The sequence below is a fragment of the Streptomyces araujoniae genome (genome assembly GCF_050871195.1).
Classification (GTDB): Bacteria; Actinomycetota; Actinomycetes; order Streptomycetales; family Streptomycetaceae; genus Streptomyces; species Streptomyces bacillaris.
On sequence record NZ_CP194070.1, the window covers coordinates 1 to 24,771 of the forward strand.

21 protein-coding genes are annotated in these 24,771 nt (G+C 71.6%); 13 read left to right on the forward strand and 8 right to left on the reverse strand.

The genetic code is table 11. From position 1 onward, the window contains the following. Window positions 1-570: 570 nt before the first annotated feature. The 4 genes from ACQ9ZG_RS00005 to ACQ9ZG_RS00020 all read left to right on the forward strand — a co-directional run bounded on the left by ACQ9ZG_RS00005 (window position 571) and on the right by ACQ9ZG_RS00020 (window position 6,251). Entirely contained in the window at window positions 571-2,970 is a 2,400-nt protein-coding gene (locus ACQ9ZG_RS00005; RefSeq protein ID WP_109914482.1) for a DEAD/DEAH box helicase, read from the forward strand. Window positions 2,971-3,026: 56 nt separating this feature from the next. Beyond that, complete coding sequence (gene tap, locus ACQ9ZG_RS00010; RefSeq protein ID WP_109914481.1) at window positions 3,027-5,144, forward strand: telomere-associated protein Tap; 2,118 nt, start codon at window positions 3,027-3,029, stop codon at window positions 5,142-5,144. A gap of 3 nt (window positions 5,145-5,147) precedes the next feature. Then, entirely contained in the window at window positions 5,148-5,705 is a 558-nt protein-coding gene (gene tpg, locus ACQ9ZG_RS00015; RefSeq protein WP_109914480.1) for a telomere-protecting terminal protein Tpg, read from the forward strand. 315 nt (window positions 5,706-6,020) lie between these two features. Further along, window positions 6,021-6,251, forward strand: coding sequence for a hypothetical protein (locus ACQ9ZG_RS00020; RefSeq protein WP_018491032.1), 231 nt, complete (start codon window positions 6,021-6,023; stop codon window positions 6,249-6,251). 374 nt (window positions 6,252-6,625) lie between these two features. Here ACQ9ZG_RS00020 and asnB read toward each other — a convergent pair whose 3' ends face one another. From asnB to ACQ9ZG_RS00040, 4 genes are all read right to left on the reverse strand, one after another. Continuing rightward, window positions 6,626-8,491 (reverse strand): asparagine synthase (glutamine-hydrolyzing), encoded by a 1,866-nt coding sequence (gene asnB, locus ACQ9ZG_RS00025; protein WP_109915365.1) that lies wholly within the window; start codon window positions 8,489-8,491, stop codon window positions 6,626-6,628. Window positions 8,492-8,527: 36 nt separating this feature from the next. After that, window positions 8,528-10,000, reverse strand: a complete 1,473-nt coding sequence (locus ACQ9ZG_RS00030) for an MFS transporter (protein ID WP_018491034.1) — start codon at window positions 9,998-10,000, stop codon at window positions 8,528-8,530. 191 nt (window positions 10,001-10,191) lie between these two features. Continuing rightward, entirely contained in the window at window positions 10,192-10,644 is a 453-nt protein-coding gene (locus ACQ9ZG_RS00035; protein ID WP_109915364.1) for a hotdog fold thioesterase, read from the reverse strand. Then, window positions 10,641-12,356, reverse strand: a complete 1,716-nt coding sequence (locus ACQ9ZG_RS00040) for a class I adenylate-forming enzyme family protein (RefSeq protein ID WP_109915363.1) — start codon at window positions 12,354-12,356, stop codon at window positions 10,641-10,643. Before ACQ9ZG_RS00040 ends, ACQ9ZG_RS00035 begins: the two co-directional genes overlap by 4 nt. Before the next feature lie 412 nt (window positions 12,357-12,768). On the opposite strand from ACQ9ZG_RS00040, the gene ACQ9ZG_RS00045 reads away from it, so the two are divergent. From ACQ9ZG_RS00045 to ACQ9ZG_RS00070, 6 genes are all read left to right on the forward strand, one after another. After that, the gene (locus tag ACQ9ZG_RS00045) at window positions 12,769-14,805 is read left to right on the forward strand and encodes an AMP-binding protein (RefSeq protein WP_499279574.1); all 2,037 of its coding nucleotides are present in this window, start codon (window positions 12,769-12,771) and stop codon (window positions 14,803-14,805) included. Then, window positions 14,802-15,938 (forward strand): beta-ketoacyl synthase N-terminal-like domain-containing protein, encoded by a 1,137-nt coding sequence (locus ACQ9ZG_RS00050; protein ID WP_109917124.1) that lies wholly within the window; start codon window positions 14,802-14,804, stop codon window positions 15,936-15,938. The genes ACQ9ZG_RS00045 and ACQ9ZG_RS00050 overlap by 4 nt, the downstream gene beginning before the upstream one ends. Beyond that, complete coding sequence (locus ACQ9ZG_RS00055) at window positions 15,935-16,891, forward strand: beta-ketoacyl synthase N-terminal-like domain-containing protein (protein ID WP_499279576.1); 957 nt, start codon at window positions 15,935-15,937, stop codon at window positions 16,889-16,891. Before ACQ9ZG_RS00050 ends, ACQ9ZG_RS00055 begins: the two co-directional genes overlap by 4 nt. 30 nt (window positions 16,892-16,921) lie before the next feature. Then, window positions 16,922-17,191 (forward strand): acyl carrier protein, encoded by a 270-nt coding sequence (locus tag ACQ9ZG_RS00060; RefSeq protein ID WP_018491040.1) that lies wholly within the window; start codon window positions 16,922-16,924, stop codon window positions 17,189-17,191. Beyond that, window positions 17,188-17,958, forward strand: a complete 771-nt coding sequence (fabG, locus tag ACQ9ZG_RS00065) for a 3-oxoacyl-ACP reductase FabG (protein ID WP_109915749.1) — start codon at window positions 17,188-17,190, stop codon at window positions 17,956-17,958. The genes ACQ9ZG_RS00060 and fabG overlap by 4 nt, the downstream gene beginning before the upstream one ends. A 233-nt stretch (window positions 17,959-18,191) precedes the next feature. Continuing rightward, window positions 18,192-18,512, forward strand: coding sequence for a hypothetical protein (locus ACQ9ZG_RS00070; RefSeq protein ID WP_109915750.1), 321 nt, complete (start codon window positions 18,192-18,194; stop codon window positions 18,510-18,512). Between the two features lie 108 nt (window positions 18,513-18,620). Here ACQ9ZG_RS00070 and ACQ9ZG_RS00075 read toward each other — a convergent pair whose 3' ends face one another. After that, window positions 18,621-20,168 (reverse strand): SNIPE associated domain-containing protein, encoded by a 1,548-nt coding sequence (locus ACQ9ZG_RS00075; RefSeq protein WP_258312208.1) that lies wholly within the window; start codon window positions 20,166-20,168, stop codon window positions 18,621-18,623. Window positions 20,169-20,583: 415 nt separating this feature from the next. On the opposite strand from ACQ9ZG_RS00075, the gene ACQ9ZG_RS00080 reads away from it, so the two are divergent. Both ACQ9ZG_RS00080 and ACQ9ZG_RS00085 read left to right on the forward strand, forming a co-directional pair. After that, entirely contained in the window at window positions 20,584-20,805 is a 222-nt protein-coding gene (locus tag ACQ9ZG_RS00080) for a hypothetical protein (RefSeq protein ID WP_109915752.1), read from the forward strand. Beyond that, entirely contained in the window at window positions 20,798-21,907 is a 1,110-nt protein-coding gene (locus ACQ9ZG_RS00085; RefSeq protein ID WP_109915906.1) for a response regulator, read from the forward strand. The genes ACQ9ZG_RS00080 and ACQ9ZG_RS00085 overlap by 8 nt, the downstream gene beginning before the upstream one ends. 7 nt (window positions 21,908-21,914) lie before the next feature. Here the strand turns inward: ACQ9ZG_RS00085 and ACQ9ZG_RS00090 are convergent, their stop codons facing one another. Next, entirely contained in the window at window positions 21,915-22,757 is an 843-nt protein-coding gene (locus tag ACQ9ZG_RS00090) for a DUF4097 family beta strand repeat-containing protein (RefSeq protein WP_109915908.1), read from the reverse strand. A gap of 85 nt (window positions 22,758-22,842) precedes the next feature. Continuing rightward, on the reverse strand, window positions 22,843-23,355 hold the full coding sequence (locus ACQ9ZG_RS00095; RefSeq protein ID WP_499279578.1) for a hypothetical protein: 513 nt from the start codon (window positions 23,353-23,355) through the stop codon (window positions 22,843-22,845). A 246-nt stretch (window positions 23,356-23,601) separates the two neighbouring features. Between ACQ9ZG_RS00095 and ACQ9ZG_RS00100 the strand changes: the two genes are divergently transcribed. Continuing rightward, window positions 23,602-24,171 carry a DoxX family membrane protein gene (locus tag ACQ9ZG_RS00100; protein WP_499279580.1) on the forward strand — a complete coding sequence of 190 codons (570 nt, stop codon included), beginning with the start codon at window positions 23,602-23,604 and terminating at the stop codon, window positions 24,169-24,171. Window positions 24,172-24,252: 81 nt separating this feature from the next. On the opposite strand, the gene ACQ9ZG_RS00105 is transcribed toward ACQ9ZG_RS00100, so the two are convergent. After that, the gene (locus ACQ9ZG_RS00105) at window positions 24,253-24,744 is read right to left on the reverse strand and encodes an FBP domain-containing protein (protein ID WP_084996870.1); all 492 of its coding nucleotides are present in this window, start codon (window positions 24,742-24,744) and stop codon (window positions 24,253-24,255) included. Window positions 24,745-24,771: the final 27 nt, after the last annotated feature.

A 24,771-nucleotide genomic window follows, 5' to 3' on the forward strand; every position in this document is an offset into this window, starting at 1 on the left:
CCCGCGGAGCGGGATATGAAGCGCTGGCGCGCTTCATAGGGAATGGCTCCGCTGACGCTCCGCCAGATTCTCGCGCAAGCGCGAGAATCGAATTCCGCAAGCGGAATTCTAAATGCGTATTAATTCGCGCAAGCGCGAATTGATGGAATCCCGCAAGCGGGATTCTTGGGGCTGGTAACGAGGGGTAGGTGCATCACGCGCGGGTCTGTGTAGGGCTTGGGATTCCCCACCATCCTCGCAATGGATGTGACAAACCGTCGGCCTGATGGGATGTCAGCCTCACGGTAGCGACGGGTTCCGCTGCGCTCCACCCTGAACCCCTCCCCCGTCGTCTGACTGTCCCGACGTGTTCACCAAACACCCTGTCGGCATATAGGACAGCCTGGCTGTTCGTGGATGGGATTGAGTCAGGTGTCACCCTCGGTCGCAGAAGTTTTGCGCTGTGATGCATCACGAATCATTTCTGTGTAGGGTCTGGGATCAGGTGCTACACCCCTATCGCCGCGCACCTTGCACCTGCATTCCATTTGCTATTACGCGCTGCATTCCGCGAAAAGGAGGACATGGGGCATGGCCGTGAAGTTGCGTGATCACCAGATCGAGGCCGTGGGTGCCATTGTGCGCGGTCTGGATGTTCCGCCAGGTGGTATTCCCTGGGATGGTCTTCGTGGGCAGGTGCACGCCGCGTGTGGCACGGGGAAGACCATCATGGCTGCCGCGTCGGCGAGGCGGCTTGTGCCCAAGGGGCGTGTGCTCGTGCTGGTGCCGACGCTAGATCTGCTGGCGCAAACGGTGAGGGCGTGGCACGAGGCCGGCCACAAGGGGCCGGCGGTGGCCGTGTGTTCGCTCCAGGATGACCCGGAGCTGTGGTCGTTGAAGGTGCGCTCCACGACGAACCCCATCCAGTTGGCGCTGTGGCACGGCTCCGAGCCCGTGACCATCTACGCCACCTATGCGTCTCTGGGTGTCCTGGCAGAGGCGTTCGAGGGCGTTTGCGGCCAGAAGTTGGACCCGGTAGACCTCGCGGTAGTTGATGAGGCCCACCGGACAAGTGGGTCGATGGGTAAGGCGTGGGCGGACATCCATGATCAGAGCGTCATCCCGGCGTACCGGCGGCTGTACTTGACGGCGACGCCGCGGATCTGGGAGGAGCGGCTGAACCGCGAGGTTGCCGAGGGGGTGCGGGACCCGCTGCCGCGGGAGATGGCGGCGAGCATGGATGACGAGAAGGTCTTCGGGCCCGTCCTCTACAAGCTCTCGCTCGCATCTGCCGTCTCCCGGGGCCTGTTGGCGCGGTACCAGATCATCGTCCTCGAGCTCCAGGACCCCGTCGTCACCCCGGAACGGCTGATGGGCGAGGAGCGGCACACCGAAGAGGTCCGCGGGCAGCGCCTTGGAGCCCTCCAGGCCGCGTTGCTGCACACGATGGCGCAGCACAACCTCCTGACCTGCATCACTTTCCACCAGCGGACCATCGAGGCACAGGCCTACGCGGAGGGCCTAGAGCGCGTCGCGGCCAAGCTGCACGCCGACCAGCCCGAGACCTATCCGAAGCGCATCTGGGCGGACTGGCTCTGCGGCGAGCACGTCGCCGAACGTCGGCGAGAGGTCCTGGGTTCGTTCGGGACCACGGCGCAGCGGGCCGTGCTCTCGAACTGCCGGGTCCTGGGCGAGGGCGTCGATATTCGAAGCGTGGATTCGGTAGCCCTGTTGGACCCGAAGGGCGCGCCGCACGACATCGTCCAGGCCATCGGCCGGGCACTCCGCCAGAAGCCGGGACAGGGCAAGCTCGCCTCTTTGATCGTGCCTGTCTTCCTCCAGCTCGGAGAGCAGCCCGAGGACATGTTTACCTCTGGGTCCTACCGGCCCCTGGTGAAAGTCCTGGAGGGCCTGCGGGCCCACGATGAAGAGGCCGTGGAACTGCTTGCCATCCCCCAGGAGCCGCAGAAGGACGTTGCGCAACCGTCTGTGAACATCGGTGTCGCGCCGGCAGACGGCGAAGAAGAATCCCGCTTGCTGCTCCGTTTCGCCGCCCCCAGGGATCCCGTGATGGTCGCTGACTGGGTCTCCTTCAACGTGATCGACACCGAACGCCAGGACTGGGCTCGCGGCTGGGCGAAACTGAAGGCGTACGTCGAGCGGGTCGGGAACGCACGGGTGCCGTACGGGCACCGGGAGGGTGCGACACCCCTTGGGCAGTGGGTCGCTGAGCAGCGACGGGCCTACGCGGCCGGGCAGATGACCGGCCAACGCGCCCGTCGGCTCGAACAACTCGGCATGGTCTGGTCGCCGGCCGATGAGCGGTTCCAGGAGAACCTGGAGGCCGCGAAGGCGTACTACGGCCAGTACTGGACCCTCTGTGCTCCGCGGTCCGCGGTGGCCCTGTCCAGGCCGGTAGGACAGTGGTTGAGCAATTTGCGGCGTCCCGGTGCGCTGGACGGCCACCCGGAGTGGGGGGCGGCGCTGGAGGCCGTGGACGCGGACTGGAACCCCTCGTGGTCGGCTGAGTGGCAGCGGCGCTACGCCGCTCTGCGCGAGTTGGTGGCCGGCGAAGGAGGCCAGGCCGGTGCGGTGGAGGTCGTGCCCGGCTTCACCGTCCACGGCATGGACATCGGCAAGTGGCTGGCCCGGCAGCGGAGACCGGAGGTCTGGCAGGCCCTGACGGGCGGACAGCGCGAACGCCTGGAGCGGCTCGGCATCACGCCGCCGGACTCGGAACTCCCGAAGCCGTCCGCGCCACCCTTGGGGGCCTTCGAGAAGGGCGTGGCCGCCCTGGAGCAGTACAAGGGCCGCGAAGGGTCTGTGAAGGTGCCCAGGGCCCATGTAGAGGGGGTCAAGGTCGGTGGCCAGGAGTACCCCGTCAAGCTCGGAGTCTGGATCATGAATCAGAAGGGACGCCGCGCGAAGCTCACCCCCGACAAACTCCAGGCACTCGCCACGCTCGGGCTGGAATGGGCGCGACAGGGTTAAAGAGTAGGGTAATTTTTTGGTTAAGCGGTATCGATTCCTGACGTGAGGTGCAGGGGATGGCGTCTGAGGAAGAGCTGTTCGCGAGCGTGGACGCGCTGTTGGAGGAGGAGCCGCAGCTTCCGCCTCCGGCGGAGCGTGCACGGTTGCGTGAGGCCGCCGGCATCACGCAGGCCCGCCTCGCGGTCGCGCTGAAGACATCGACGCAGACGGTGAAGAACTACGAGAACGGCCGCTCAGAACCGAAGTCGCCGCGTCTGGAGGCTTACCAGCGGCTCCTGAAGGGGTGGGCAGCGAAGTACCCCGCGCACACTTCCTCGGCCGCAGCGGCCGCGCCGGTCGTCGCGCCGCAGCCGGAGGAGCGGAAAGCGTTCACCGGCTCGGCCGCCCCGGAGCGGGCAAAGGTGGCCTCGCCGGTTAAGGTCCCGGCCGCCTTGGCGGCGCCCGAACATCCCGCGGATTCGGTGACGTCGCGGCGTTCGGCGGCGAAGAAGGCTGCCGGGCCCGCTGCCGACCCGCGTTTCCCCCACGGGCCCCTCGCCGTGCTGGACGGTGACGGCTGCGCGTACGGCGTGGACGGGATCGTGCTGGACTGCCCGGCCACCAACGTCCCGGAGCTGGTGGAGTGGACCCTCAAGGAGTCCGGCCTCGGTGCCGCGAAGCTGAACCGGTACGGCAAGGACTCCGACCCGCTGATCGTGCTCACCGCGGCCGCCGCCGTGAAGCTCGGGCTGCCCGAGCGCCTGGAGGGCCACGAGCAGCGCCGCTCCCTGCGCCTGGCGCAGGACCACCCCGTCGTCAAACAGGTCGCCAAGGCGAAGTGGCAGCTCACCCAGCGGGGCTTTGGCCCGTGGGCGCGGATCTACCGCAAGGCGCAGGGCCGCGAGCGGCAGTGCGTACAACTGGCGGTCCTGTCGTGGGACGCGCTCGATGAGCGGTCCTGGCCCGGTGTCAGCGAGATGGAGCCGGCCGATATCGCTCGCGTTCTGGGGGTGTACGCGATGCGGGTCATCACGCCGCGCGGGTCCACCGCCGTGTCCGGGCTGGAGCTGATGACGGCGCTGCGCCCGCCGACGAAGGCCGTACGGGACGAGGAGACCGGGAACTGGGTGTCCGGCTACAACACGGGCTCGCTCGGGACGGAGCCGATGGACCCGGCGCCTCCGGAGGCCACGCCGGAACACCCCGTCGTGGTGAACGCGGGCTGGAAGGGCGGCTTCCTGAACGAAGAGGCCTACCAGTGGGTGCGGGACGTGGACACGCTCTCCGACGAGGAGTGCACCCTGCCCTTCGCAGTCGGCCTGGACCTCAACACCGCGTTCCTCGCTGCCGCGGCCCGCCTCGTTGTCGGCCTCTCCGCCCCGGACCACTTCCACGCCCCGAAGTTCAACCCCAAGATCCCCGGAAGCTGGCTCGCCGATCTCAGCCGCATCGAGCTGGACCCGCGCCTGCCCTCACCGTTCACCCCGGACGGCAGCCGGCCCACCGGCCCGGCCTGGTACCAGACGCACACGCTCGCCTACGCCCAGGAGCTCGGGCACGACGTGCACCCGGTCGAGGCGTACCTGCGCCGCGAGACCGGCGCCTACCTCGACCCGTGGCACGACCGGCTCAAGAACGCCTACGTCGACACCCTCGCCGATCTCGGCGTCACCAAGGACCTCACCGATGTGGAGTTCCTCGCGGCGATGGAGCAGCACAAGGAGAAGGACCCGGCGCTGGCAGCCGTCCTCGCAGCGGTCAAAGCGACCGTGAAGGGCGGGGTCGGCAAGCTCCGCGAACGCCCGCAGGGCAAGTCCTACAAAGAGGGCGAGACGTGGCCGGCCCTGTCCCGGCCCACATGGCGCCCCGACATCCGGGCCGCCGTGATCAGCAAGGCCCGGGTCAACATGCACCGCAAGCTCAGCAACACGGCCAAGATGACCGGGCTGTACCCGCTCGCCGTGCTCTCCGACTGCGTCGTCTACCCGAGCCCGGGTGAGAGCCCGCTCGACTTCCTCCCCTACGCCGCCTCGGGCAAGCCGCAGCCCGGCGCCTTCCGCCTCGGGCCCACCCCGGGCCTGGCGAAGCTGGAAGGTGTCCAGTCGATGCTGTGGGCAGTCGGCCTCATGGAACAGGGCTACAACCCGGCCCGACACATCAAGGGCGGCGACGCCGTGCTGGACGAAGGGGAGTAGACCATGGGAGAGATCGACGACGCGATCGAACGCGCCGACCAGGAAAGCTTCACCCGTCAGCCGCCCAAAACCCTCCAGGCACGCATCAACTTCCTGATGAAACAGCTCAAGACGACCAAAGCCGTCGCAGCCGAGATCGGCGTCAGCCAACGGTCGGTGGAACGCTACCGCAAAGGCGAACGCAAACACCCGCCCCAGGCCATCACCGCACGGATCGACACCGCCGTACGGCAGCGGTGGCAGCCGATGGTGCGTAAACGCCGGCGGAAACAGGCCGCCGCCACGGGCGGGATCACCGTGGAGACCCGGGCCCGGTTCGGCTACACCGCACCCATCGGCACCACCGACGACGGACGCTTCCGACGCCTCACCGTCCACCTGCCCCCGTCGTACGCACAACGCCTCTTCGACGCCCGCGACACCGGCGCCGACGACCAGCAAATGCGCCAGATCATCGCCGAAGGCCTCAAAAACATCTACTTCCAGGACAGCGGAAACCGAGCGGCAGGACTCTCCGACATCACCCTCAACAACATCGACTACCTCGACCTCAACTACTAAACCCAACAACAACAACCCGCCAGCAACAACACCACCGGCCGGTACGAAGCTGTGGCCAAGTCCTCGCTGTACTCCCCCTCAAAGGTTGCGCGGACGGTAGTGCTCGGTGTGTGGCCGGTCGCACTCTGCGTTTCGGCCATCGTCTCGGAGGGTGAGGGGATGATCAGTCGGGCCTCAAGGGCGTTCCCCGTGCGGGATATCGCAGCCAATCGGGTTCTCTACGCCGATGTCTCCGCGCGCCGCGGGCGCCGCGGATGGGTCGGCCGGCCAAGGTGGCTTCGCAGGCATATGCCGCTAACTCGAAGGAGAGCGTTCATGATTCGTCGTATCGCGATCACCCTGGCAGCTGTCGCCGCGGCCGGTTTCGTCGCCGCGGCCCCGGCTTCCGCGAGCGGCTGGGACGGCCATGCCGGTGGCGGTCACGCGGGCATCGAGGGCGGCTGGGCCATCGGTGAGTACCAGAACCTGGGTGGCCCGTACGGAATCACCACCATCAAGGGTCAGGCGGCGTACTTCGACGCGGAGCGCGGGTGGATGGTCCGCTGACCTCGGGAGCCGGGGGCGCGCAACCCCGTAGTTCCGGATGAGGGTGAGGGGCCTGTGCCGTCGTGGCACAGGCCCCTCACTCATGTCGTCACCAACCGGTCAGGCCCCGGGATTCGACCCGGGCGTGTGGCCTGTTCTGCGCGAGCGCCGAGATCCCATCGGCCCGGCCCCGGATCACCGCCCGGTATCCCGTGCCGACGCCGGGACTCCGGTACGACATGGGCAGAACCGTCCGCCGCGGGGAGTCGGAGGAGCATTGCCGTCCCGGATCGGACCTGGGGCCTGGGGTCCATGGGCCTGACGGTGCAGTTCGTCATCCGTGTTCGTCCGGGTCGGTGCGGGCTCGGGGCCGTGTGTCCGCTTCCCGGTGCGGTTCAGAGCTCCAGGTCGACGCCGAGGCCGACGTTCTGGCCCCGCAGCCAGAAGTCGAGGGCCAGCACCAGTTCGGTCCCGGTGCGGTAGCCGGGCTGCGGGTCGTCGGCTGTGGCGGCGGCGAGGGCGGACTCGTCCAGGAGTTCGCGTACCGGGGCGTCGGGGCCCTCGGTGGCGCGCTTGAGTGCGGTCCGCAGGCCCTCGAGGTAGCGCCGGTCCCGGCTGGTCGGGTACGGGGCCTTCACCCGGTCGGCGATCTCCGCGGGGAGCAGGTCGCGGGTGGCGGCGCGCAGGAGACTCTTCTCCCGGCCGTCGAACGACTTCATCGCCCACGGGGTGTTGAAAACGTAACTGACCAGCCGGTGGTCGCAGAACGGCACACGTACCTCCAGGCCGACAGCCATGCTGGCCCGGTCCTTGCGGTCCAGCATCCAGGGCAGGAACCGGGTGAGGTGGAGGTATCCGATCTCGCGCATCCGCCGGTCGGTGGCGGACTCCCCGGCCAGGCGGGGGACCTCGGCGAGCGCCTCGTGGTAGCGCTGGGCCCGGTAGCCCCGGAGATCGATCTTGGTCAGGAGGGCCGGCTCGATCAGGGACTCGCCGGGGCCGCTGCCGGGGCCGGAGATGCCGGTGCCGAACGGCGGCGCGAGCCAGGGGAAGGTGTCGGCGGCGACGGTGTCGGGGTGGTTGAACCAGCGGTAGCCGCCGAACACCTCGTCGGCCGCCTCGCCGGACAGCGCGACCGTGCAGTGCCGGCGGACCTCCTGGAAGAGCAGGTAGAGCGAGGTGTCGCCGTCGCCGAGGTCGAAGGGCAGGTCGCGGGCGCGCATGATCGCCTCGCGGGCCTCCCGGCCGAGCAACTGTCCGGGGGAAAGGGTGACGGTCCGGTGGTCGGAGCCGACATGCCGGGCGAGCAGTTCGGCGAACGGTGCGTCGGGGGTGCCACGCCAGTCGTCGGCCCGGAAGCCGTCGCCGTGGCCGTCGAAGTCGAGGGCGAAGGACCGGATCGGCGGGGCGCCCTCGGCGGCCCGGTGGCGGGCGGCGAGGGCGGTGATGATGCTGGAGTCCAGTCCGCCGGAGAGCAGCGATCCCACCGGGACGTCGGCCACCAGTTGCCGGGCGACGATGTCCTCCAGCAGTTCACGGACGCGGCCGATGGTGGTGTCGAGGTCGTCGGTGTGCTCGTGGGACTCCACCGCCCAGTAACGGCGCAGGGTGTGGCCGCCGCGCCCGACGCGCAGGGTGTGGCCGGGGCGCAGCTCGTACATGCCCTTGTAGACGGCGTGGCCGGGGGTCTTGGTGAAGCCGAGCAGTTCGGCGAAGCCCTCGGTGTCGATCGCGGGCCGTACCGAGGGGTGGGCCAGGATCGCCTTGGGCTCGGAGCCGAACAGCACGCCGCCGGGGAGCGGGTGGTAGTAGAGCGGCTTGATCCCCAGCCGGTCGCGGACGAGCAGGAGTTCCTCGGTGCGGGCGTCCCACAGGGCGAAGGCGTACATGCCGTTGAGGTGCTCGGTGAAGGCCTCGCCCCACTCCAGGTAGGCGTGGAGGACGACCTCGGTGTCGCTCTCGGTGCGGAAGCCGTGTCCGCGGACCTGCAACTGCCTCCGCAGCTCGCGGTAGTTGAAGACCTCACCGGTGTAGCTGACGGCGACGACCGGCGTGCCGTTCTCCTCGAACACCATGGGCTGGCTGCCGCCCGCCGGGTCGATGACGGAGAGCCGGCGGTGGCCGAGGGCGACGGGCCCGCCGAGCCAGAGGCCGTGCGCGTCCGGCCCCCGGCACGCCATGGTCGCGGTCATCGCGTCGGCCACCGGGGCCGTGACAGGGGCTTCCGGGTCGAAGGAGACCCATCCTGCTGTTCCGCACATGTTGATGTGGCCTCTCTCGACGTGGTGGGACGGGGGTCAGGCCTTCGCGGCGGACCGCTTGGCCGGGGGTGGGCTGAAGCGCTTGAACGTCCAGGTCGTCCACATCACGACGAGGACGAGCAGGAAGCTCGCGGCGGTCGCCCAGGCCATCGCGAGGGACCAGTCGGCCGTGGTGGGCCGGTTGCCCGCCACCGTGAAGAACAGCGCGCCGATCGCCGCGACTCCGGCCGCGCTGGCGAACTGCTGGGTGGTGGTGAGGATGCCGGAGGCCGTCCCGGCGTCCTGCGGGGGGACGTTGATGAGCGCGGCGCCGAACAGTGCGGGCAGCACGACACCGTTGCCCGCGCCGATCAGGCAGAGGCAGAAGACCACCCAGGGCAGGCCGACCGCGGAGTCCGACACGGCCAGCGGCACGGCCAGCAGCGCCAGTCCGAGCGCGGTCACCCCTCCGGCGACCACCAGGGCGTTCATGCCCCAGCGTGCCGTCAGCCGGCCGCCGATCATCGAGGTGGCGGTGAACAGCACACCCATCGGCGAGAACATCAGTCCGGCCTCGAACGGGTCCAGGTTCAGCCCGGACTGCAGGAGCAGCGTCAGGGTGAACATGAAACTGCCGAAGTAGAGCATGAACGCGGCGCCCGCGATCACCCCGCCGCGGAAGGAATCGCTGCGGAACAGGGACAGCACGAGCACCGGATTGCCGCCGCGGGCCTCCAGGGCCCGCTCCCACCACAGCGTCGCCATCATGACGGGAACGGCCAGGGCCATGCTGACCCAGGTCCAGGCCGGCCAGCCGGAGACGTGACCCATGGTCAGCGGAACCAGCAGCAGGGCGAGCGCGAACGAGACGCCGACCGCGCCGACCGGGTCGAGACCCGCCCGGATCCGGCTGACGTGCGCGGGGAGCACCCGAAGGGCGGCGAAGGCGATGACCAGGCAGAACGGCACGTTGATCAGGAAAATGGTGCGCCAGCCGAGTCCGGCGAAGTCGGCCGAGATCAGCGCACCGCCGAGAACCTGGCCCGCGATGGACCCCAGACCGGCGGCGGCGCCGTACCAGGCCATCGCCTTCCCCTTCTTCTCGTTGGGGAAGTAGGCGGTGATGACGGCCAGCACGGGCGGCACCATGACCGCCCCGGCGAGTCCCTGGGCCAGACGGGCGGCGATCAGCTGCCCGGGGGTGACGGCCAGTCCGCACAGCAGCGAGGTGAACCCGAAGGCGAGTGTGCCGATGATGAACAGCAGGCGGTGCCCGTAGCGGTCACCCAGCCGGCCGGCGGTGATCATCCCTCCCGCGTACGCGAACGCGTAGCCCCCGACGATGAGTTCCAGCGCGGCCGCGTCGGCGTTGATGCTGCTCTCCAGCGAGGGAGCCGCCACGTTCACCACGAAGAAGTCGAACTGGGCGAAGAACATCGCCGACAGCAGGACGAGCAGCACCGGCCCGGTGCGCCGCAGGAGGGGAGGAGCGGCCGTGTCCGGCTCGTTCGGTTCGTGAAGCGTGGTCATGGCACTCCTCGGGGCCGGTGCGGCCCGGCGGCTGTGACGGACGGGGAAGAAGGGGCACTGCGTGGCTCGGGGCGGAAAGAGAGAGGGGGCTTGGGTGGGGGGTGCGCGGCGTTCTCGCGATGTGCGCGGGGTGCGTGGCGTTCCCGTACGGGAGTGGGGTGGGGCCGGGCGTCTTCGGCCGGGGCCTCCGGTCAGCCGCGCTTCCGCCTCCCGTGGATCGCACACGTGATCCGTGCGGTGCAGACCCGGCGGCCCGCCTCGTCGGTGATCACGACCTCGTAGCTGGCGGTGCTCCCGCCCAGGTGCAGGGCTGTCGCGACTCCGGTGACGGTGCCCGAGCGGACCGGCAGGTGGTGGGTGGCGTTGATGTCCACCCCGACGGCGATACGGCCCTCCCCCGCGTGCAGCGCCGCGCCCAGCGAGCCCAGCGACTCGGCCAGGACGGCGGAGGCACCACCGTGCAGCATCCGCTGCAGCTGGGTGTTGCCGGTGACCGGCATGGTCGCCACCACCCGCCGGGGGGCCGCCTCCAGGAAGGTCAGGCCCATCCGGCCGGCCAGGGTGCCGGAACCTGCCTCGTTCACCCAGGCGGCGGCTGCCTCCGGGCCTGCTTCGGGGGCGGGCGGAGCGGCGAAGGTGGTCATGCCAGGGCCTCCGTGGAGCCGTGGCCCGCCGTTGTCGTGACGGCCACCGCCTTCGGGTCGGCGGGGCGGTACTCCTCCAGCGCGGCGTATTTCTCCCGGAGCCGGCGCTTCAGTACCTTGCCGGTCGGGCCGAGCGGAATCGCTTCTGGGGTGGGCGCTATCTCCAGCAGGGCCAGTCGCGGCTGACCGGCCCGGTCCAGGGCGGCGTTGGCCCGATGCAGCAGGTCTTCGGCCGTGGTCTCCCGGCGCAGTGTCACGATCGCCGCCGGGACGGTCCGGCCGCGGTCCTGGGCCGCGACGACGGAGCAGTCCGCCAGTTCCTCGACGGCGAGCAGGAGTTCCTCCTCCATGAGCGCCGAGTAGCCGTCGCCCGTCTCGGTCCGGATTCGGTCGACCGCCCGGTCCACGTGGAAGAACTCGCCGTCGGCCGAGCGGCGCACCAGGTCGCCGGAGAGCCAGTAGCCCGCGAGCATGGTGCGGTACGTGGTGTCGGAGTCGTTCCAGTAGCCGTGGGCGAGCGCCTCGCTGCGGACTCCGAGCAGGCCCACCTCGTCGGCCGCCGCCTCGGTGCCGTCCTCGCGCAGGACCGCGACTTCGCCGATCGGCACCTGGGTGCCCAGGTGCCGGGCCCGGGACGGGGTGTCGGCGGTGAGGACGCGGCGCAGCGCCGCCCAGCCCAGCTCCGAGGAGCCGAGACCGTCGTCGATGATCGAGCCCGGGGTGCGGGTGCCGTCGGGCGCGGTGGTGTGCCCGAGCCGCATCAGCCGGCGCATGTGCGCGTCGTGGCCGCAGTCACCGAGGTTCACCCACACCGCGACGGAGTCGAAGTCGGCCGGCTCCGGGTCGTGCGTGGCGAGGTGCGAGAGCGCCTCGTTGAAGGCGAGCACGACGTTCGGCCGGTGGGTGGCGCAGCCGCGTGCGATGCCCGGTCCGGTCGGGTCGGACCAGCCGATGGTGGGCACCCCGGCCAGCAGCGAGTAGAAGGTGAACGCGATGGCGCTGGAGTGCGACTGCGGGGCTCCGGCGAGTACGAGGGTGCCTTCCTGCTCCGGGTGGTTGACCAGCCGGAAGCGGGCGCCGGCGACGCTCTGCCGGTGTGCCCAGACGACCGGTTTGGGGTTGCCGGTGGTGCCGGAGGAGTGGCAGATGACGACGGGGTCGTCGTCGCCGTGCCGGAACAGCTGGGAGGGTTTCGGGGCGCGGACGCCGAGGGTGCCCACCTCCTCGTCCAGGGCGGTCCAGCGCAGCTCCGGAAGCTCGCGCTCCCCGCCGGCGAGCAGGGCGAGCCGTTCCCCGTCGGTGAACAGTCCCGCCGATCCGGTGCGCCGGACCAGCCCGAGGGCGAGTTCGGGCCGCATCCGCCCGTTGATCAGGACTCCGATGGCACCGATGCGGGCGAGCGCGGTCAGGTGCACCTGGTAGGCGAAGGTGTCCTCGAGGTAGACCGACACCCGGTCGCGCGGCCCCACTCCCCGGTCCAGGTACCAGGCCGACCAGGCGTCCGCCAGGGCGTCCAGTTCGCGCAGGCTGAACTCCCGTCGGAGGGTGCCGTCCGGTCCCGCGAGCGGCCGGTCGGCGAGCAGGACCGGCAGGTCGGCCGCGGGGTTGGTCTCCGCGGCGATCCGCCAGGCGTTGCCGCCTCCGAGACCGGGGAGCTCCGCGAGCCGGAGACGTGCTTCGGGGGACAGCAGCGGTGTGGACGTGAGCGGCATCGATTCCCCTGGTCTCGGTCGGGCGGGCTTTCCGGTGTCGGCTGCGCTCCCCTCCGCGCAACGCGTGCCGGCCGCCGCGACGGACCTGCGGGGGGGCGGTCCGCGGCGGCAGCGCGTGCAGAAGGTACAAGCGGCTTCTCCGCCATGGCCAACGCCCGCCGAAAGTGCGTCAGGTCGGCGCTGCCGCAGGGGTGTGGCGCCGGAAATGCCGTATCTACCGAGCTGCGGGACCCCGATGGGCCTGGGGAAGGGCCGAAAGGTGTCTGTACGCGGCTGGATCGGACTTGACGAACTCAGCGCGGGGTCGCTGACGGGCCGAGGCACGCCCGGCTACGTTCCTGCCGAATTCCACCGGAGCCGACCGCAAGCCGCGGCTGCCGGACCTCGTGCAGCCCGACAAGGAGCGCGTCGCGTGTCGTCTGAACGGATATCCGATGCCGTGGAGCGGCTGCGCCACATCGTGGCATCCGTCCTCGAACTGGACCTCGTGGAGGTGACGGCCGGAGCTTCCTTCCAGCACGACCTGAAGATGGATTCGCTGGAGAAGGTGGAGTTCGCGGCCCGGGTCGAGTGGGCCTTCGGTGTTGCGCTGAGCGACGAGGAGGCGAGCGGGATCGACAGTGCTCGCGCCGCCGCCGTCCTGCTGGAATCCCGGCTTCCGCCCGCGGCGGGTGCCGGGGGCACGGTTCCCGAGGCCGGGGGCACGGTTCCCGAGGCGCGGGTCGCAGTTCCGGAGGCCGCGCGTTCCGCCGGGGTCCGGACCGCGCCGTCCCCGACCGTCGCGGCTCCTGCCGGGCCGTCCCCGCTGTCCTCCCCACGGCCCGCGCCGCGCTCACCGCGTCCGGCCGGGCGCCCCGCGGCTCCGTACGCGGGAACCGGTGCCTCCGCATCGGCCGGCCGGCCGGCCGGGGCACCCGTCTCCGCCGGGATCGACCGGGGCGCCGGGATCGACCTGATGGACAGACTCGTCGGCCGGCACCTCGCGGCGGGCCACGGTGGCCGGACCGCCTATCTCGACCCCGGCCTCGGTGCGGTCTCCTACCGGGAACTGTACGAGGCAGCGCGTGGCTACGCCGGTGCGCTGCTCGCCCACGGTGTCGCCCCCGGGGCCCGTGCCCTGGTCGTCGCCGAGGACTCCGTGGCCACCGTCGCCGCCGTCCTCGGCCTGTGGTGGCACGGCTGTGTGCCCGTCCCGGTCAGCCCGATGCTCGGCGAGGCCGGTCTCGCTCCCGTCGCCGCCGACTGCGCGGCCGAGGTCGTCCACCTCGACACCGAACCCGCCGTCCCGCCCGCGGCGGGGGTGCTGCTCACGGGTGACGCCGTGCGCGCCGGCATCCGTACCGGCGGCCCCAACGCGGCGAACCGCCCCGACCTCGCCCGGCCCTCAGCCGGGCACCGTCCCGGTCAGACCGCCCTGATCCAGTACACCTCCGGCAGCACCGGCCGCCCCAAGGGCGTCCGGCACGCGACCTCAGCGATCACCGCGATGCTGGACGGCTTCGGCGGCCTGCTCGCCCTGGGCGCCGACGACATCGTGCTCTCCACCGCCCGGATGTCCTTCGGCTACGGCTTCGGCAGCTCCGTCCTGTGCACGCTCGACGCCGGGGCCACCGCCGTACTGATCGGCGGTGCCGTCGACCTGCACAGCGTCCGGGCCGCGCTGCGCCGTCACCGGCCCACCGTGCTCTGCTCCGTCCCCCGCCTCTACGCGGCGCTGCTCGACACGCTCCGCCCGGGGGACGAGGCGGTGGCCGCGCTGCGGTTGTGCCTGACCGCCGGTGAGAACTGCCCGGCCGACCTGAACCACCGTATCCAGGACGTCTTCGGCGCCCCGGTGATGAACTGCCTCGGTGCCACCGAGGTCATGCACGTCGTCGTCGCCACCCCGCCCGACCGGGCGATGCCCGGGCGGGCCGGGCTGGCGGTGCCCGGCACCACCGCCACCGTCCGCGACGACCACGGCAGGCCGGTGCCCGACGGCACCGAGGGCCGCCTGCACATCGCGGGACCGACCGTCGCCCTCGGCTACCTCGACCGCCCCGACGACGACCGGGCCACCTTCACCGACGGCGGCGCCTACACGGGCGACCTGGTCCGCCGCGCGGCCGACGGCACCCTGACCCATCTGTGCCGGGCCGACGACATCCTCAACCTCGGCGGCTACAAGGTGCCGCCCGCGGAGATCGAGGCGGTGCTCCGTACCGTCCCCGGTCTCCGCGACTGCGCCGTGGTCGGCGGTCTCGACGCCGACGGGCTGGAGTGTGCCGTCGCCTTCGTGGTGCCGGACGCGGGGGCCGACGAGGAAACGATTCGCCGCGCCCTCCGGGCAACGGTCCGCGCCGACCTCGCCCTCTACAAACGCCCGGCCCGGGTCGAGTTCGTCGACGCACTGCCATCCACGGCCACCGGCAAGGTGGCCGCCTACAGATTGCGTGAACAGGCATCATGACGTGGGACATCACAGGGATGGGGGCGGTCGCCTGCAACGGCACCACCCCGTCGGAGGTCTTCGAGGCGCTCTGCGCGGGCCGCGACGGCCGCGGGCCGTTGCAGGTCTTCGATCACGAGAAGTACCGCGCCCGGAACGCCTACGAGATCAGCGACCGCGCCCTCCCGGGCGTCGACGAACCGGGCCGCGCCACCCGCTGGCTGGTCGACGCGATCGACCAGGCCCTGGCCGACGCGGGCCACGCACGCGATCTCACCGATGTGCCGGTCCTGGTGGGGACCACCCTCCAGGAGCAGCGCAGCGCCGAACTCTGGTGGCGTCACGGGGCCGCCCTCGACCCCGCCGACCTGCACTTCGGCACCGCGCTGCGGGAGGAGTACGGGGCGGCCCGCACCTACACCTTCGCCAACGCCTGCGCGGCCAGTCTGTACGCGCTGGCCATGGCCACCGATCTGATCGAACTCGGTGAGGCGGACACGGTCGTGGTGGCGGGCACCGACGCGATCGGGGAGAGCGCCTTCGGGACCCTGGACCGGGTCCAGAACGACGTGCCCGACGCGCTGCGCCCGTTCGACCGCTCCCACCGCGGGATGCTGATGGGCGAGGGCGCCGTCGCCGTGGTGCTGACCCGCGCCGCCGCCCCCGGCCGCCCGGTGCACGCCCGGCTGCGCGGTGTCGGCGTCAACTGCGACGCCCAGCACTCCACCGCCCCCGACCCCGAGGGCATCACCCGCGTCCTGCGCGACGCCTACCGGCTCGCCGGGGCCGCCCCCGAGGAGATCGACCTCGTCATGCTGCACGGCAGCGGCACCCCGAAGAACGACTCCACCGAGGCAACGGTGCTCTCGCGGATCTTCCCGTCCGGGGGCGGGCCGCTCATGACCGCGGTCAAGTCGATGACCGGCCACACGCTCGGCGGCTCCGGTCTGCTCAGCCTGACGATGGCGGTGCTCGCCCTCCAGCGGGGGCAGGTGCCGCCCGTGCTCGGCCTCACCGACCCGATCGAGGAGGCGGCAGGTCTGCGGCTGGTCCAGGAACACGCGGCCACCGCACCGGAGCTGACGCTGGCCCAGGTCGACGCGTTCGGCTTCGGCGGGATCAACGCCGCCGCGATCCTGGAGGCAGCCCGATGAGCACAGCGCACCCCGCCGCCCCGTCCCCGGCTCGCGTGGCGGTCGTCACCGGGGCGGGACTCGCCGTTCCCGGGCTGACCCTGCCCGACGAACTCCTCGGCACCGTCCGCGAGGGCGGCTTCGACCCCGCCACCGGTCTGGTCGGGCGGGACCTGCGGCACAAGGACCGCGCCTCCCGGCTCGCCCTGCGCGCCACCGCCCCGGCCCTGCGGGACGCCGGTCTGTTCGACGGCGACCGCTATACGGGCCCCGGTGACAGCACCGCCGTGGTGGTCAGCACCAACGTCGGCATCCTGGAGAACGTCTGCTCCTTCGCGGACACCATCGCCCGGGACACCGTCCTCGGCCTCAGCCCGCTCGGGCTGCCGCAGACCTCCAGCAACGTCATCGCCGGATCGGTCGCCATGGCCCACGGTCTGCGCGGCCCCAACGTCACCCTGTGCAACGGCCCCACCAGCGGCCTCGACGCCCTCTACTGGGCCCGTGCGCTGATCGTCACGGGGCGGGCCGACACCGCCGTCGTGATCGGCGTGGAGCCGGCCGGTGAGATCGTGACCAAGCTGCTCGGCACCCCGGCCCTGGACGGCGCCGCCGCCCTCGTCCTGGAGTCGGCCGACCGCGCCGCCGGGCGCGGCGCCGGGATCCGCGCCACGGTGGCGGGCTGCGCCCGGGAGGCGGACCTCGCCCGTGCGGTCGCCCGCGCCGGGGGGCTGGCCCCCGACCTGTGGCTGACCGAGGCGGCGGACGACCCGGCCGGGCCGCCCGCGGAATCCGTCCTGGACCCCGCCGCCGGGCTCGGCGCCACCTCCGGCGCGCTCGGTGTGCTCCAGGCGGCCGCCGCCGTCGCCCACCTCGACGCGCACGGCGGGCACACCGTCCTGGCCACCTGCGGCGGGCCCGAGGGCGACGGCGTCGCCGCGGTGTTCCTGACCGGCCCCGATCACACCCCCTGAGAATCCGCCCCCGAAGAAGAGGAGTGCCCCATGACCGCCCGCACCGACCAGGCGTTCGACGCCGAGGAGCTGCGCACCGTCGTCGCCGAGGCGCTGGAACTGCCCCTGGACGAGGTCACCGACGACGCCCGGTTCAAGGAGGATCTGGAGGTGGACTCGCTGATCTCGCTGGAGATCGCCGTCCGGGTCGAGGAGCGCTACGGCGTGAAGATCGACGAGTCGCGGCTGGCCGAGATCGGCAGCTTCCGGCTGGTACGGGAGCTGATCGAGGCCGAGCTGAACGGCGCGTCCGCCACGTGAGCGGCACCGGCACCACGGGCGGGGAGGCCTCGGCGCGCCCGGTGGCCCTGGTCACCGGCGGCTCGCGCGGCATCGGGCGGGCCGTCGTCGCCCGGCTCGCCGAGGACGGGTACGACATCGCCTTCTGCTACCGCTCCGACGCGGAGGCCGCCGCGGAGGCGGCCCTGATCGCGGAGAAGGCCGGGGCCCGGGTCCTGCACCGGCCCGTCGATGTGTCCGACGCCGAGCAGGTGAGGGGGTTCGTCTCCGCGGCCGAGGAGGAACTCGGGCCGCTGACGGCCGTCGTCACCTCGGCCGGGATCACGCGGGACCGTCCGCTCGCCCTGATGGCCGAGGACGAGTGGCGTTCGGTCATGGACACCAATCTCGACGGCACGTACAACGTCTGCCGGGCCGCCGTGTACCCGCTGATGCGCCGTCGGCGTGGAGCCGTCGTCACGCTCTCCTCCATCGCCGGTGTGCACGGCAGCGCGGGCCAGACCAACTATGCGGCGTCCAAGGCCGGGATCATCGGCTTCACCCGCTCCCTGGCCCGGGAATGCGGCCGCTACGGCATCCGCGCCAATGTGGTCGCACCCGGTCTGATCTCCACCGACATGACGGCCTCCCTCCCCGCCGACGTGGCCGAACGGCACCTCAAGAGCATTCCGCTCGCCCGGGCCGGCACGCCGGGGGAGGTCGCCGACCTGGTCTCCTTCCTGGTCTCGGACCGCGCCGCCTACATCACCGGCCAGGTCGTCGAGATCAACGGCGGCCTGCCGAGCTGACCGCTGCCGGGCCCGGGCCAGGCCCTTCCCGTCCGTGGCCCGAGGACGGCCGCACGGCAGCGGGCGCGTGCTCCCGGCGCGCCGGCCGCGGACCCTCGTACGCGACGTACTGGGGTCCGCGGCCGGTGCGGCGGGCGCGCGAGCAGATCGGCCCCGCTCCGGGAACCAACCCGTTCGGGCGCCGCTGCGTCTGACTCCATGACGGGCAACCGGCCGATCATCAGGGAGAGCACGTGGCGCGCAGGGACAGGACGACGGACCCGACGGGAGAGAAGGATTCCGAGCGGTGGATGGCCCGTTTCCAGGTGGGGCTGGCCATGCAGCCCGGTGTGGACCGGGCGGTCGTGCTCCAGGCGGTCAAGGAGGTCACGGCGCACTGCGCGGAGACCGGGGAGCATCCGCAGAACCGCTTCGGTGACCCGGACGCCTACGCCGTCGAGGCCGCCGCCCGGCTGGTGCCGGCGGACCGGGCGGCCCGTGCGAAGCGGCACAACGGCGTGCTGAAGAGCGTCGAGTCCGTCGTCAGGAAGATCAGGGACGTCCCGGGTCTGTGACCGGTCGGAGCGTACGGGGACCGGCACAGCTCCGTGCGCCGGGCCGCGCGGTGGCACGGACGACCGGCCGAGCGGCTGGGCCGGGTGGCAGCGCCCCTGCTCGATCCGTCAGCCCCTGCTGCTCGCGCGCCATTCGAGCGCCTGCGGGGTCTCGCTGAACTCCACCAGGTGCTCTCCCCCGAAGCGTTCCAGTGCGGTGCGTACCTCGGCGGGGGTGACGTGGAAGAACTCCTTCCTGCTGTTGACGCGGTTGACGCGGCGGTCGGCGAACTCCTGGTGGAGGCGGGTTTCCAGGCCGACGGCGTCCTTGCTGAAGATCAGGGCGTGGACGTCGAAGCGGAAGGGGACGGCGGCGCCGCTGAGTTCGTAGACGCGGTCGAGGGGTTCGAGGCGGCGGGTCATGCCGATCTTGACGATGCTGTCGCCGAAGGCGCCGATGTTGGAGACGACGTAGACGTAACCGGTGCGGACGTTCGCCGCCCGTGCGTCGACGTCCTGGAGTGCCTGCTGGAGCTCGGCGAGTCTCGCCTCCATATCGCGTACGGCGTCGTGGTCGCCCTGGGAGCGGAGGCGTTCGAGGGCGGCCTCGTAGTGGTTGACCTCCTTGTTCAGTTTCTCCCGTTCGCGGTCGAGTTCGCGCTGGGCTGCCGCCTCCTCGCGTTCGCGGGCCCTGGCCTCGCGCTGGGCTTCCTTCTCCTCGTCCTTCTTCTGCAGGAAGTCCGCGGTCAGCCGCAGTTCGCGGACGCGGGCGTCGTGGTAGGCGTCGGAGATGCGGATGTGCATGGTCGCGCCGAGCTTGGCGATGGTCTCCCGGCTCTTGTAGAGGCGGTCGACCAGTGAGGTGAGGCGGTGGGGGCGCATGGTGCGCACCGCGTAGTCGGCTTCCGCGTTGTAGGCGCGGAGCATCAGCTTGGAGAAGTCGCGGATCATCTTGCGGCCCTCGCGGGCGGAGCCGTTGACGGTCCAGTCGGTGGCGGCGAGGACCGCCTGGTTGTTGCGCGCGAGATCCTTGATCTCGGCCTTGAGGGAGTCCAGGCGCGTGCGGTAGGCGACCGCGTCGTGGAGTTGGTGGTGGTAGGCATAGATGCCGGCCTGCTGCAGCAGAACGGTCTCGTCGGTGGTGACGAGCTGCGCGCGCAGCTCGGTCAGACGGCTTTCGGCCTGATAGATCTCACGGCGGTGCCGTTCCGCCTCCTTGCGGGTCTTCTCCGTGTCCTTGGCGACCTGCTTGGCCTCGCTCCTGGTGTCCCTGACGGACCGGCGGGCTTCCTCGACGATCGCCTCGGCCTGTTCCCCGGCCTGTGTCAGCAGCGCGGCCGCTTCCTGGCGCGTGCGGTACACCAGTCCGGCGACCTGGGCGGCGTCCGCGCCGTGTGCCTGGGCGATCCAGGCCCTCAGCTCTTCGAGCTCGCTCGTCCCGTCGTGCCGCCGGCGGCCGAACCAGCCCCGCTTCCGGCCGGCGGGAGCCTCGGGCGCGGGCGCGTACTGGTGGGGGACGGCACCGGTCCTCGGGGCGGCTTCGGGAGGGTCGGCCAGCCACAACTGCCAGCCCGGCGGAGGCGGAGGCCACGACGGATCGGGCCGCCAGTCCTCCGGGGGGACCCAGCCCTCGGGCAACAGCCAGTTCGGCGGTGGATTGAACCGGAGACCGCTCACGCTCACTCGTACACTCCCCCGCCCGGCCACCGTCCGGTGGCCCGCCCTCGGCACCTCCCATGATCATGCCGCGCAACCTGCCGGGAGGAGCGCCGATCACGGAGAACGGCGCAAAAGGCACCCCGGCGGGTCCGCTCCGGAGGTGTACGGCCCGTCGGCGGGCTCCTGGTGTTGCCGTGGAGTCTGCCAACGTTGCACGAGCACAACTGGCAACACGGTGCCGCCGGGCGCCGCTGACCTGGGTGTACGGCCATGCGCCGGTTCGCCGCCGCCCGGCGGTTCCGTTGCCACTGCCGCGATCACGTAACGCAACGGCCGCGTCACACCTCATGCTGTGTCTCACCCCCCTGGCGGCCTGCCGGGCGGGGATGTCTCCCGGCCCTGCGGGCGTGGGACGGATGGAGAGGGGGAGGCCGTGGAACGGCCCTTACTGCCGCTGAGATCGGCCCTGGTGTTCCTCATGGCGGTGATCAGCGGCATGACGGCGGGGTGCCTGTGCTGGATCGCGGGGGAAGGCGTCGCGCGCGGTGTGCTCGCCGGGCTCGCCGTCGTCGGGCTGTCGGTTCCGTTCTTCGACCGCCTGATCGCCCCCGAGGCCGCCGGGGACGCCCGCGGGGAGGTTCGGCGCCGTGGGTGAGCTGCGCCCTCTCGGAGAGGACCTGACGCAGGAGTCGCGGGCGCTCGCCCAGGCGCTGCGGGAGCTGTTCGAGGGCCTGGACGTGTCCGTACGCCGATACGCGGCCAGGCACCGCCGCGACCCTGGCACGTTCTCCCGGTACCTCAACGGAACGCGGCTGCCTCCCTGGGAGGTGATCATGGGCATCATGACGGACCTCGCCGAGCACCGCGGCACGACCGTCACCCCGGAGGCCATCGAGTTCATCCGCGGCCTCCACGGCTCGGCCTTCGACTCCAGCTCCTCCCCCAAGCACGCGGTGGAGATCATCGAACAGCAGCTGGCCGACGCCGACCACGTCTCACGCCGTTCCAGCGTCCGCGGCGACATCCTGGGCGACGCACTCCTGGAGCGCCAGAACCGCATCGCCAACCTGGAAGTGCGCCTCAGCCAGATGGAGGCGGCCCTCACCGCCGAGCGTGAGCGCGCCGGCCAGCTGGCGGCGGCCCACCCCGACGTGTCGGAACTGCGGGGGGAGCGCGACGTGCTGCGGCAGGAGGTGACGCGGCTGGGCGACGAGCTCCAGGCCGCACACGAGCAGCGGGACGCCGCCGAGGCGCGCTGCGACCTGCTGGAGCGGCAACTCGCCGCCGTGGAGCATCCGGTCGCCCTGCCGGCGGCGCCGCCGCTGCGCATGCCCAAGGTGCTCGTCGTGGACGACCAGCCCGACAACCTGCTGGCCATGGCCGCCGTCCTGGAGACGCTGGACCAGGAGCTCGTCACCGTCTCCTCCGGCCGCGACGCCCTCAAGGCGCTGCTCCTCCACGACGACTTCGCCGTCATCATCATGGACGTGCAGATGCCGGAGATGGACGGCTACGAGACCGCCGCCCACATCAAGCGCCGGCCCCGCAACCGGGACGTGCCGATCATCTTCCTCACCGCGATGGGCGTCGACCCCGAGCACACCGCCCGCGGGTACGCGGCGGGCGCGGTCGACTACATCAGCAAGCCCTTCGACCCCTGGGCCCTGCGCGCCAAGGTCGCGGTCTTCACCGAGATCCACCTCGAACGCCGGATCGGCCCGTCGGAGAGGACCGCCTCCCGACCGTCGTCGGCGTAGGTCGGGGTCACCGCTCGGCGCGGCGGATGTCGATGTTGCCGTGGCGGGTGCGGGCGTGGACCTTCACCGTGTCCTCGGCGTCCTCCGGGGCCTGCGACCCGGTGAGGGCGTTGCGCACCTGGCCAGATCCCGAGCTGACGTCGAGCCAGGCGGCGGTGCCCTTGCGGACGCCGACCTCGACGGCCCCGTAGGAGGTCTCCAGCCGGACCTCTCCCCGGGCCACTTCTGAGACGAGGAGAGTGCCGTGCGCCGCCGTGGCGGTGACCGATCCCTCGGCCCGGGTGACGGCGATGTCTCCGTTGGCACCGCGCACCCGCAGGTCGTCCAGCGCGACCCCGACGGTCGTGGTGCCGTGCGAGTTCTTGAGGACGGCCGGGCCGTCCACGTGCCCGAGGCGCAGGCTTCCGGAGCTGGTGGTGATCTCGGCCGGGCCCTCGACCCGGTCCACGGTGATCGAGCCGTGCGATGCGGTCAGGTGCAGCGGGCCGACCGTGTCGAGCCGGACGTCTCCGGAGGAGGTCTTCACACGGACCTCGCCGAGCCGGCCCTCGCCGAGCACCTGGGCCCAGGCGCCGGTCATCTCGACGCGCGAGCCGACGGGCAGTTCGACCGTCACGTCGACGGTGCCGGTGCGGCCGAGCAGTCCGGGCCTGGGGGTCCTGACGGCGAGCGCGCCGCTCGCGTACGTGACCTCGGTCCGCCCGGCCGTCGTCACGTCCTGGTCCCGCTCGGGGTCGCGGGGGCGTACGTCGACGACGGTACGGGGACCGTCGCCCGCGGTGAACCGGATGGAGCCGGCCTCCACATGCGCGGTGACGGAGATCGGTTCGGGAGTGTCGAAAGAAGGCATGGCTGTTCCGTCCTCGTGGGTCCTGGGGCGTTCCCGCCGGTGGGAACGTGCTGTTGGTGGTGGAGTGGTATGGGGAGGGTCGCGGTCAGCGCACCCAGCCCGTGAAGCTCTGTCCGGCCGTCGGGGCCCTCCCCGCCGTACGCGGCCGGGTACCGCCGTCGACGGCGGCCGACACCGCCCGCACCAGCCACGCGTTGACCGACAGGCCCTCGGCGGCCGCCGCGTCCTCGGCGCGGGCCTTGAGGTGCGCGGGCAGCCGCAGGTTGACCCGGGCGGTGCCGCCCTCGTCGCCGTCGGCCGGGATCCTCACCGGTCCGGCGGGCCCGGCAGGCTCCACCGGAGCCCCGTCCCCGGCCTGCGGCACCGTCACCACGAAGTCGGGGTCCAGCCCGCGCAGGCGCACATCGACCGAACCCGGGGCGAGTTCACGCGTGACCTCGTCCATCGCGGCGGAGAGCACGTGGAGCATGGTCAGCCGGGTCGCGGACTCCAGGGGAGCGGTGAGCCGGTCCGCCAGGGCGCGGGCTTCGTCGCCGCCCGCCTCGGCGGCCACCGCGAGTTCACGGCGGAGGGAGTCGACATAGGGAGTGAGATCCATGACGCCATCATGGCGTCACTATGGCGCCACAGGCAAGCCATATCTACGGGGGCCGGAGGAATTCGGCGGAGCGAAAGAAGGGCGAGGGCTTCAATGGCCGTTTTGCCAGGAATACGGACGGGCTTCCCCCTGCATTCAAGTGGCACCATATGGCACCACTGAGCGCCAACCCGCGCCACAAAAGCTGCGCCCTCGACGGCGGACACGGGCGCGCGTACTCCCCGTCCGGCGGGGCAGCCGACCCTCATGACTGTTCTGCGCAGAGTTGCCCGGCCCCTGCTGGCCTCGATGTTCGTCAGCGGCGGATTCGCCGCGGTCCGCGATCCCCAGCGCCTGGCTCCCGCCGCCGCGCCCGTGGCCGATGTCCTCTCCTCGGCCGTCGCGCCGCGGACCTCCCTGCTGCCGGAGGATCCCGAGCGGCTCGTACGCCTCAACGGCGCCGTACAGCTGGGCGCCGGCCTCCTCCTCGCGCTGGGGCGGGCGCCCCGGCTCGCCTCGGCGGCCCTGGCGGTGACCCTCGTCCCGACGACCCTGGCGGCCCACCGGTTCTGGGAGATCGAGGACCGGGAGGAACGGTCCGCCCAGCGGGTCCATTTCCTCAAGAACGCGTCCCTGCTCGGCGGACTCCTCATCGCCGCCGCCGACACCCACGGCAAGCCCTCTTTCGCGTACCGCACCCGCCACGCCGCCGCTCACGCCTCCGACGCCGTCGCCCACCGGGCGCACCAGGCCGCCGACCTCGTCGGCGGCGCCACCGGGGGCGCCGTGGACAGCGTCACGGGTGCCGTCGAAGCGGCTCGCAAGCGCCTGCCGTGAGCCCGGGCCGTCACGGCCGCCGTCCCATCCGCCCCGGTGGGACGGCCTCCGCGCCGTCGCCGGTACGGCCCGCCCGTGGGGTCACCCGGTCACTTTGGCGATGAACGCGGACAGGTTCGCCACGGTCCGGCGGACCTTCTCCTCCAGGGTGAGCGACTCGTGCAGCCGTGCGCCGATCCCGGCGTCCTTCTTGCCCCGTACGTAGAGCGAGCAGGCCAGATCGCTGCACATGTAGGCGCCGACCGAGTTGCCCTGCTGGCCGGCCTTCCCGGCCCGTGGGGCCACGAGCAGCGAGACGCCTCCCGTGTGGGTGGTCACGCACATCGAGCACATGCTGCGGCGCGTCTGCCAGGAACCCGCGTCCGAGGAACGCAGCTGGAGACCGACCGGGCGACTGCCCCAGGCCGCCACGAGGTAGGCCCGGTCGGGTGCCTGCGGGTCGCGCCAGCCCAGGAAGTCCAGGTCGTCCCAGGGCCGTTCGGCCAGGTCGCGGGGGACGTGCAGACGCTTGGCCTCACCCTTGGTGCAGTTCACGAACGCGGTACGGATCTCTTGCTCGGTCAGCGGTCTCATAACTGTCACGCTAGTTTGCCTAATAAG

Bases quoted from the DNA above. Each gene is read 5' to 3' on its own strand.
- ACQ9ZG_RS00005 (WP_109914482.1), top strand. From the start codon at position 571: ATGGCCGTGAAGTTGCGTGATCACCAGATCGAGGCCGTGGGTGCCATT.
- tap (WP_109914481.1), top strand. From the start codon at position 3,027: ATGGCGTCTGAGGAAGAGCTGTTCGCGAGCGTGGACGCGCTGTTGGAG.
- tpg (WP_109914480.1), top strand. From the start codon at position 5,148: ATGGGAGAGATCGACGACGCGATCGAACGCGCCGACCAGGAAAGCTTC.
- ACQ9ZG_RS00020 (WP_018491032.1), top strand. From the start codon at position 6,021: ATGATTCGTCGTATCGCGATCACCCTGGCAGCTGTCGCCGCGGCCGGT.
- asnB (WP_109915365.1), bottom strand. From the start codon at position 8,491: ATGTGCGGAACAGCAGGATGGGTCTCCTTCGACCCGGAAGCCCCTGTC.
- ACQ9ZG_RS00030 (WP_018491034.1), bottom strand. From the start codon at position 10,000: ATGACCACGCTTCACGAACCGAACGAGCCGGACACGGCCGCTCCTCCC.
- ACQ9ZG_RS00035 (WP_109915364.1), bottom strand. From the start codon at position 10,644: ATGACCACCTTCGCCGCTCCGCCCGCCCCCGAAGCAGGCCCGGAGGCA.
- ACQ9ZG_RS00040 (WP_109915363.1), bottom strand. From the start codon at position 12,356: ATGCCGCTCACGTCCACACCGCTGCTGTCCCCCGAAGCACGTCTCCGG.
- ACQ9ZG_RS00050 (WP_109917124.1), top strand. From the start codon at position 14,802: ATGACGTGGGACATCACAGGGATGGGGGCGGTCGCCTGCAACGGCACC.
- ACQ9ZG_RS00055 (WP_499279576.1), top strand. From the start codon at position 15,935: ATGAGCACAGCGCACCCCGCCGCCCCGTCCCCGGCTCGCGTGGCGGTC.
- ACQ9ZG_RS00060 (WP_018491040.1), top strand. From the start codon at position 16,922: ATGACCGCCCGCACCGACCAGGCGTTCGACGCCGAGGAGCTGCGCACC.
- ACQ9ZG_RS00090 (WP_109915908.1), bottom strand. From the start codon at position 22,757: ATGCCTTCTTTCGACACTCCCGAACCGATCTCCGTCACCGCGCATGTG.
- ACQ9ZG_RS00095 (WP_499279578.1), bottom strand. From the start codon at position 23,355: ATGGATCTCACTCCCTATGTCGACTCCCTCCGCCGTGAACTCGCGGTG.
- ACQ9ZG_RS00100 (WP_499279580.1), top strand. From the start codon at position 23,602: ATGACTGTTCTGCGCAGAGTTGCCCGGCCCCTGCTGGCCTCGATGTTC.
- ACQ9ZG_RS00105 (WP_084996870.1), bottom strand. From the start codon at position 24,744: ATGAGACCGCTGACCGAGCAAGAGATCCGTACCGCGTTCGTGAACTGC.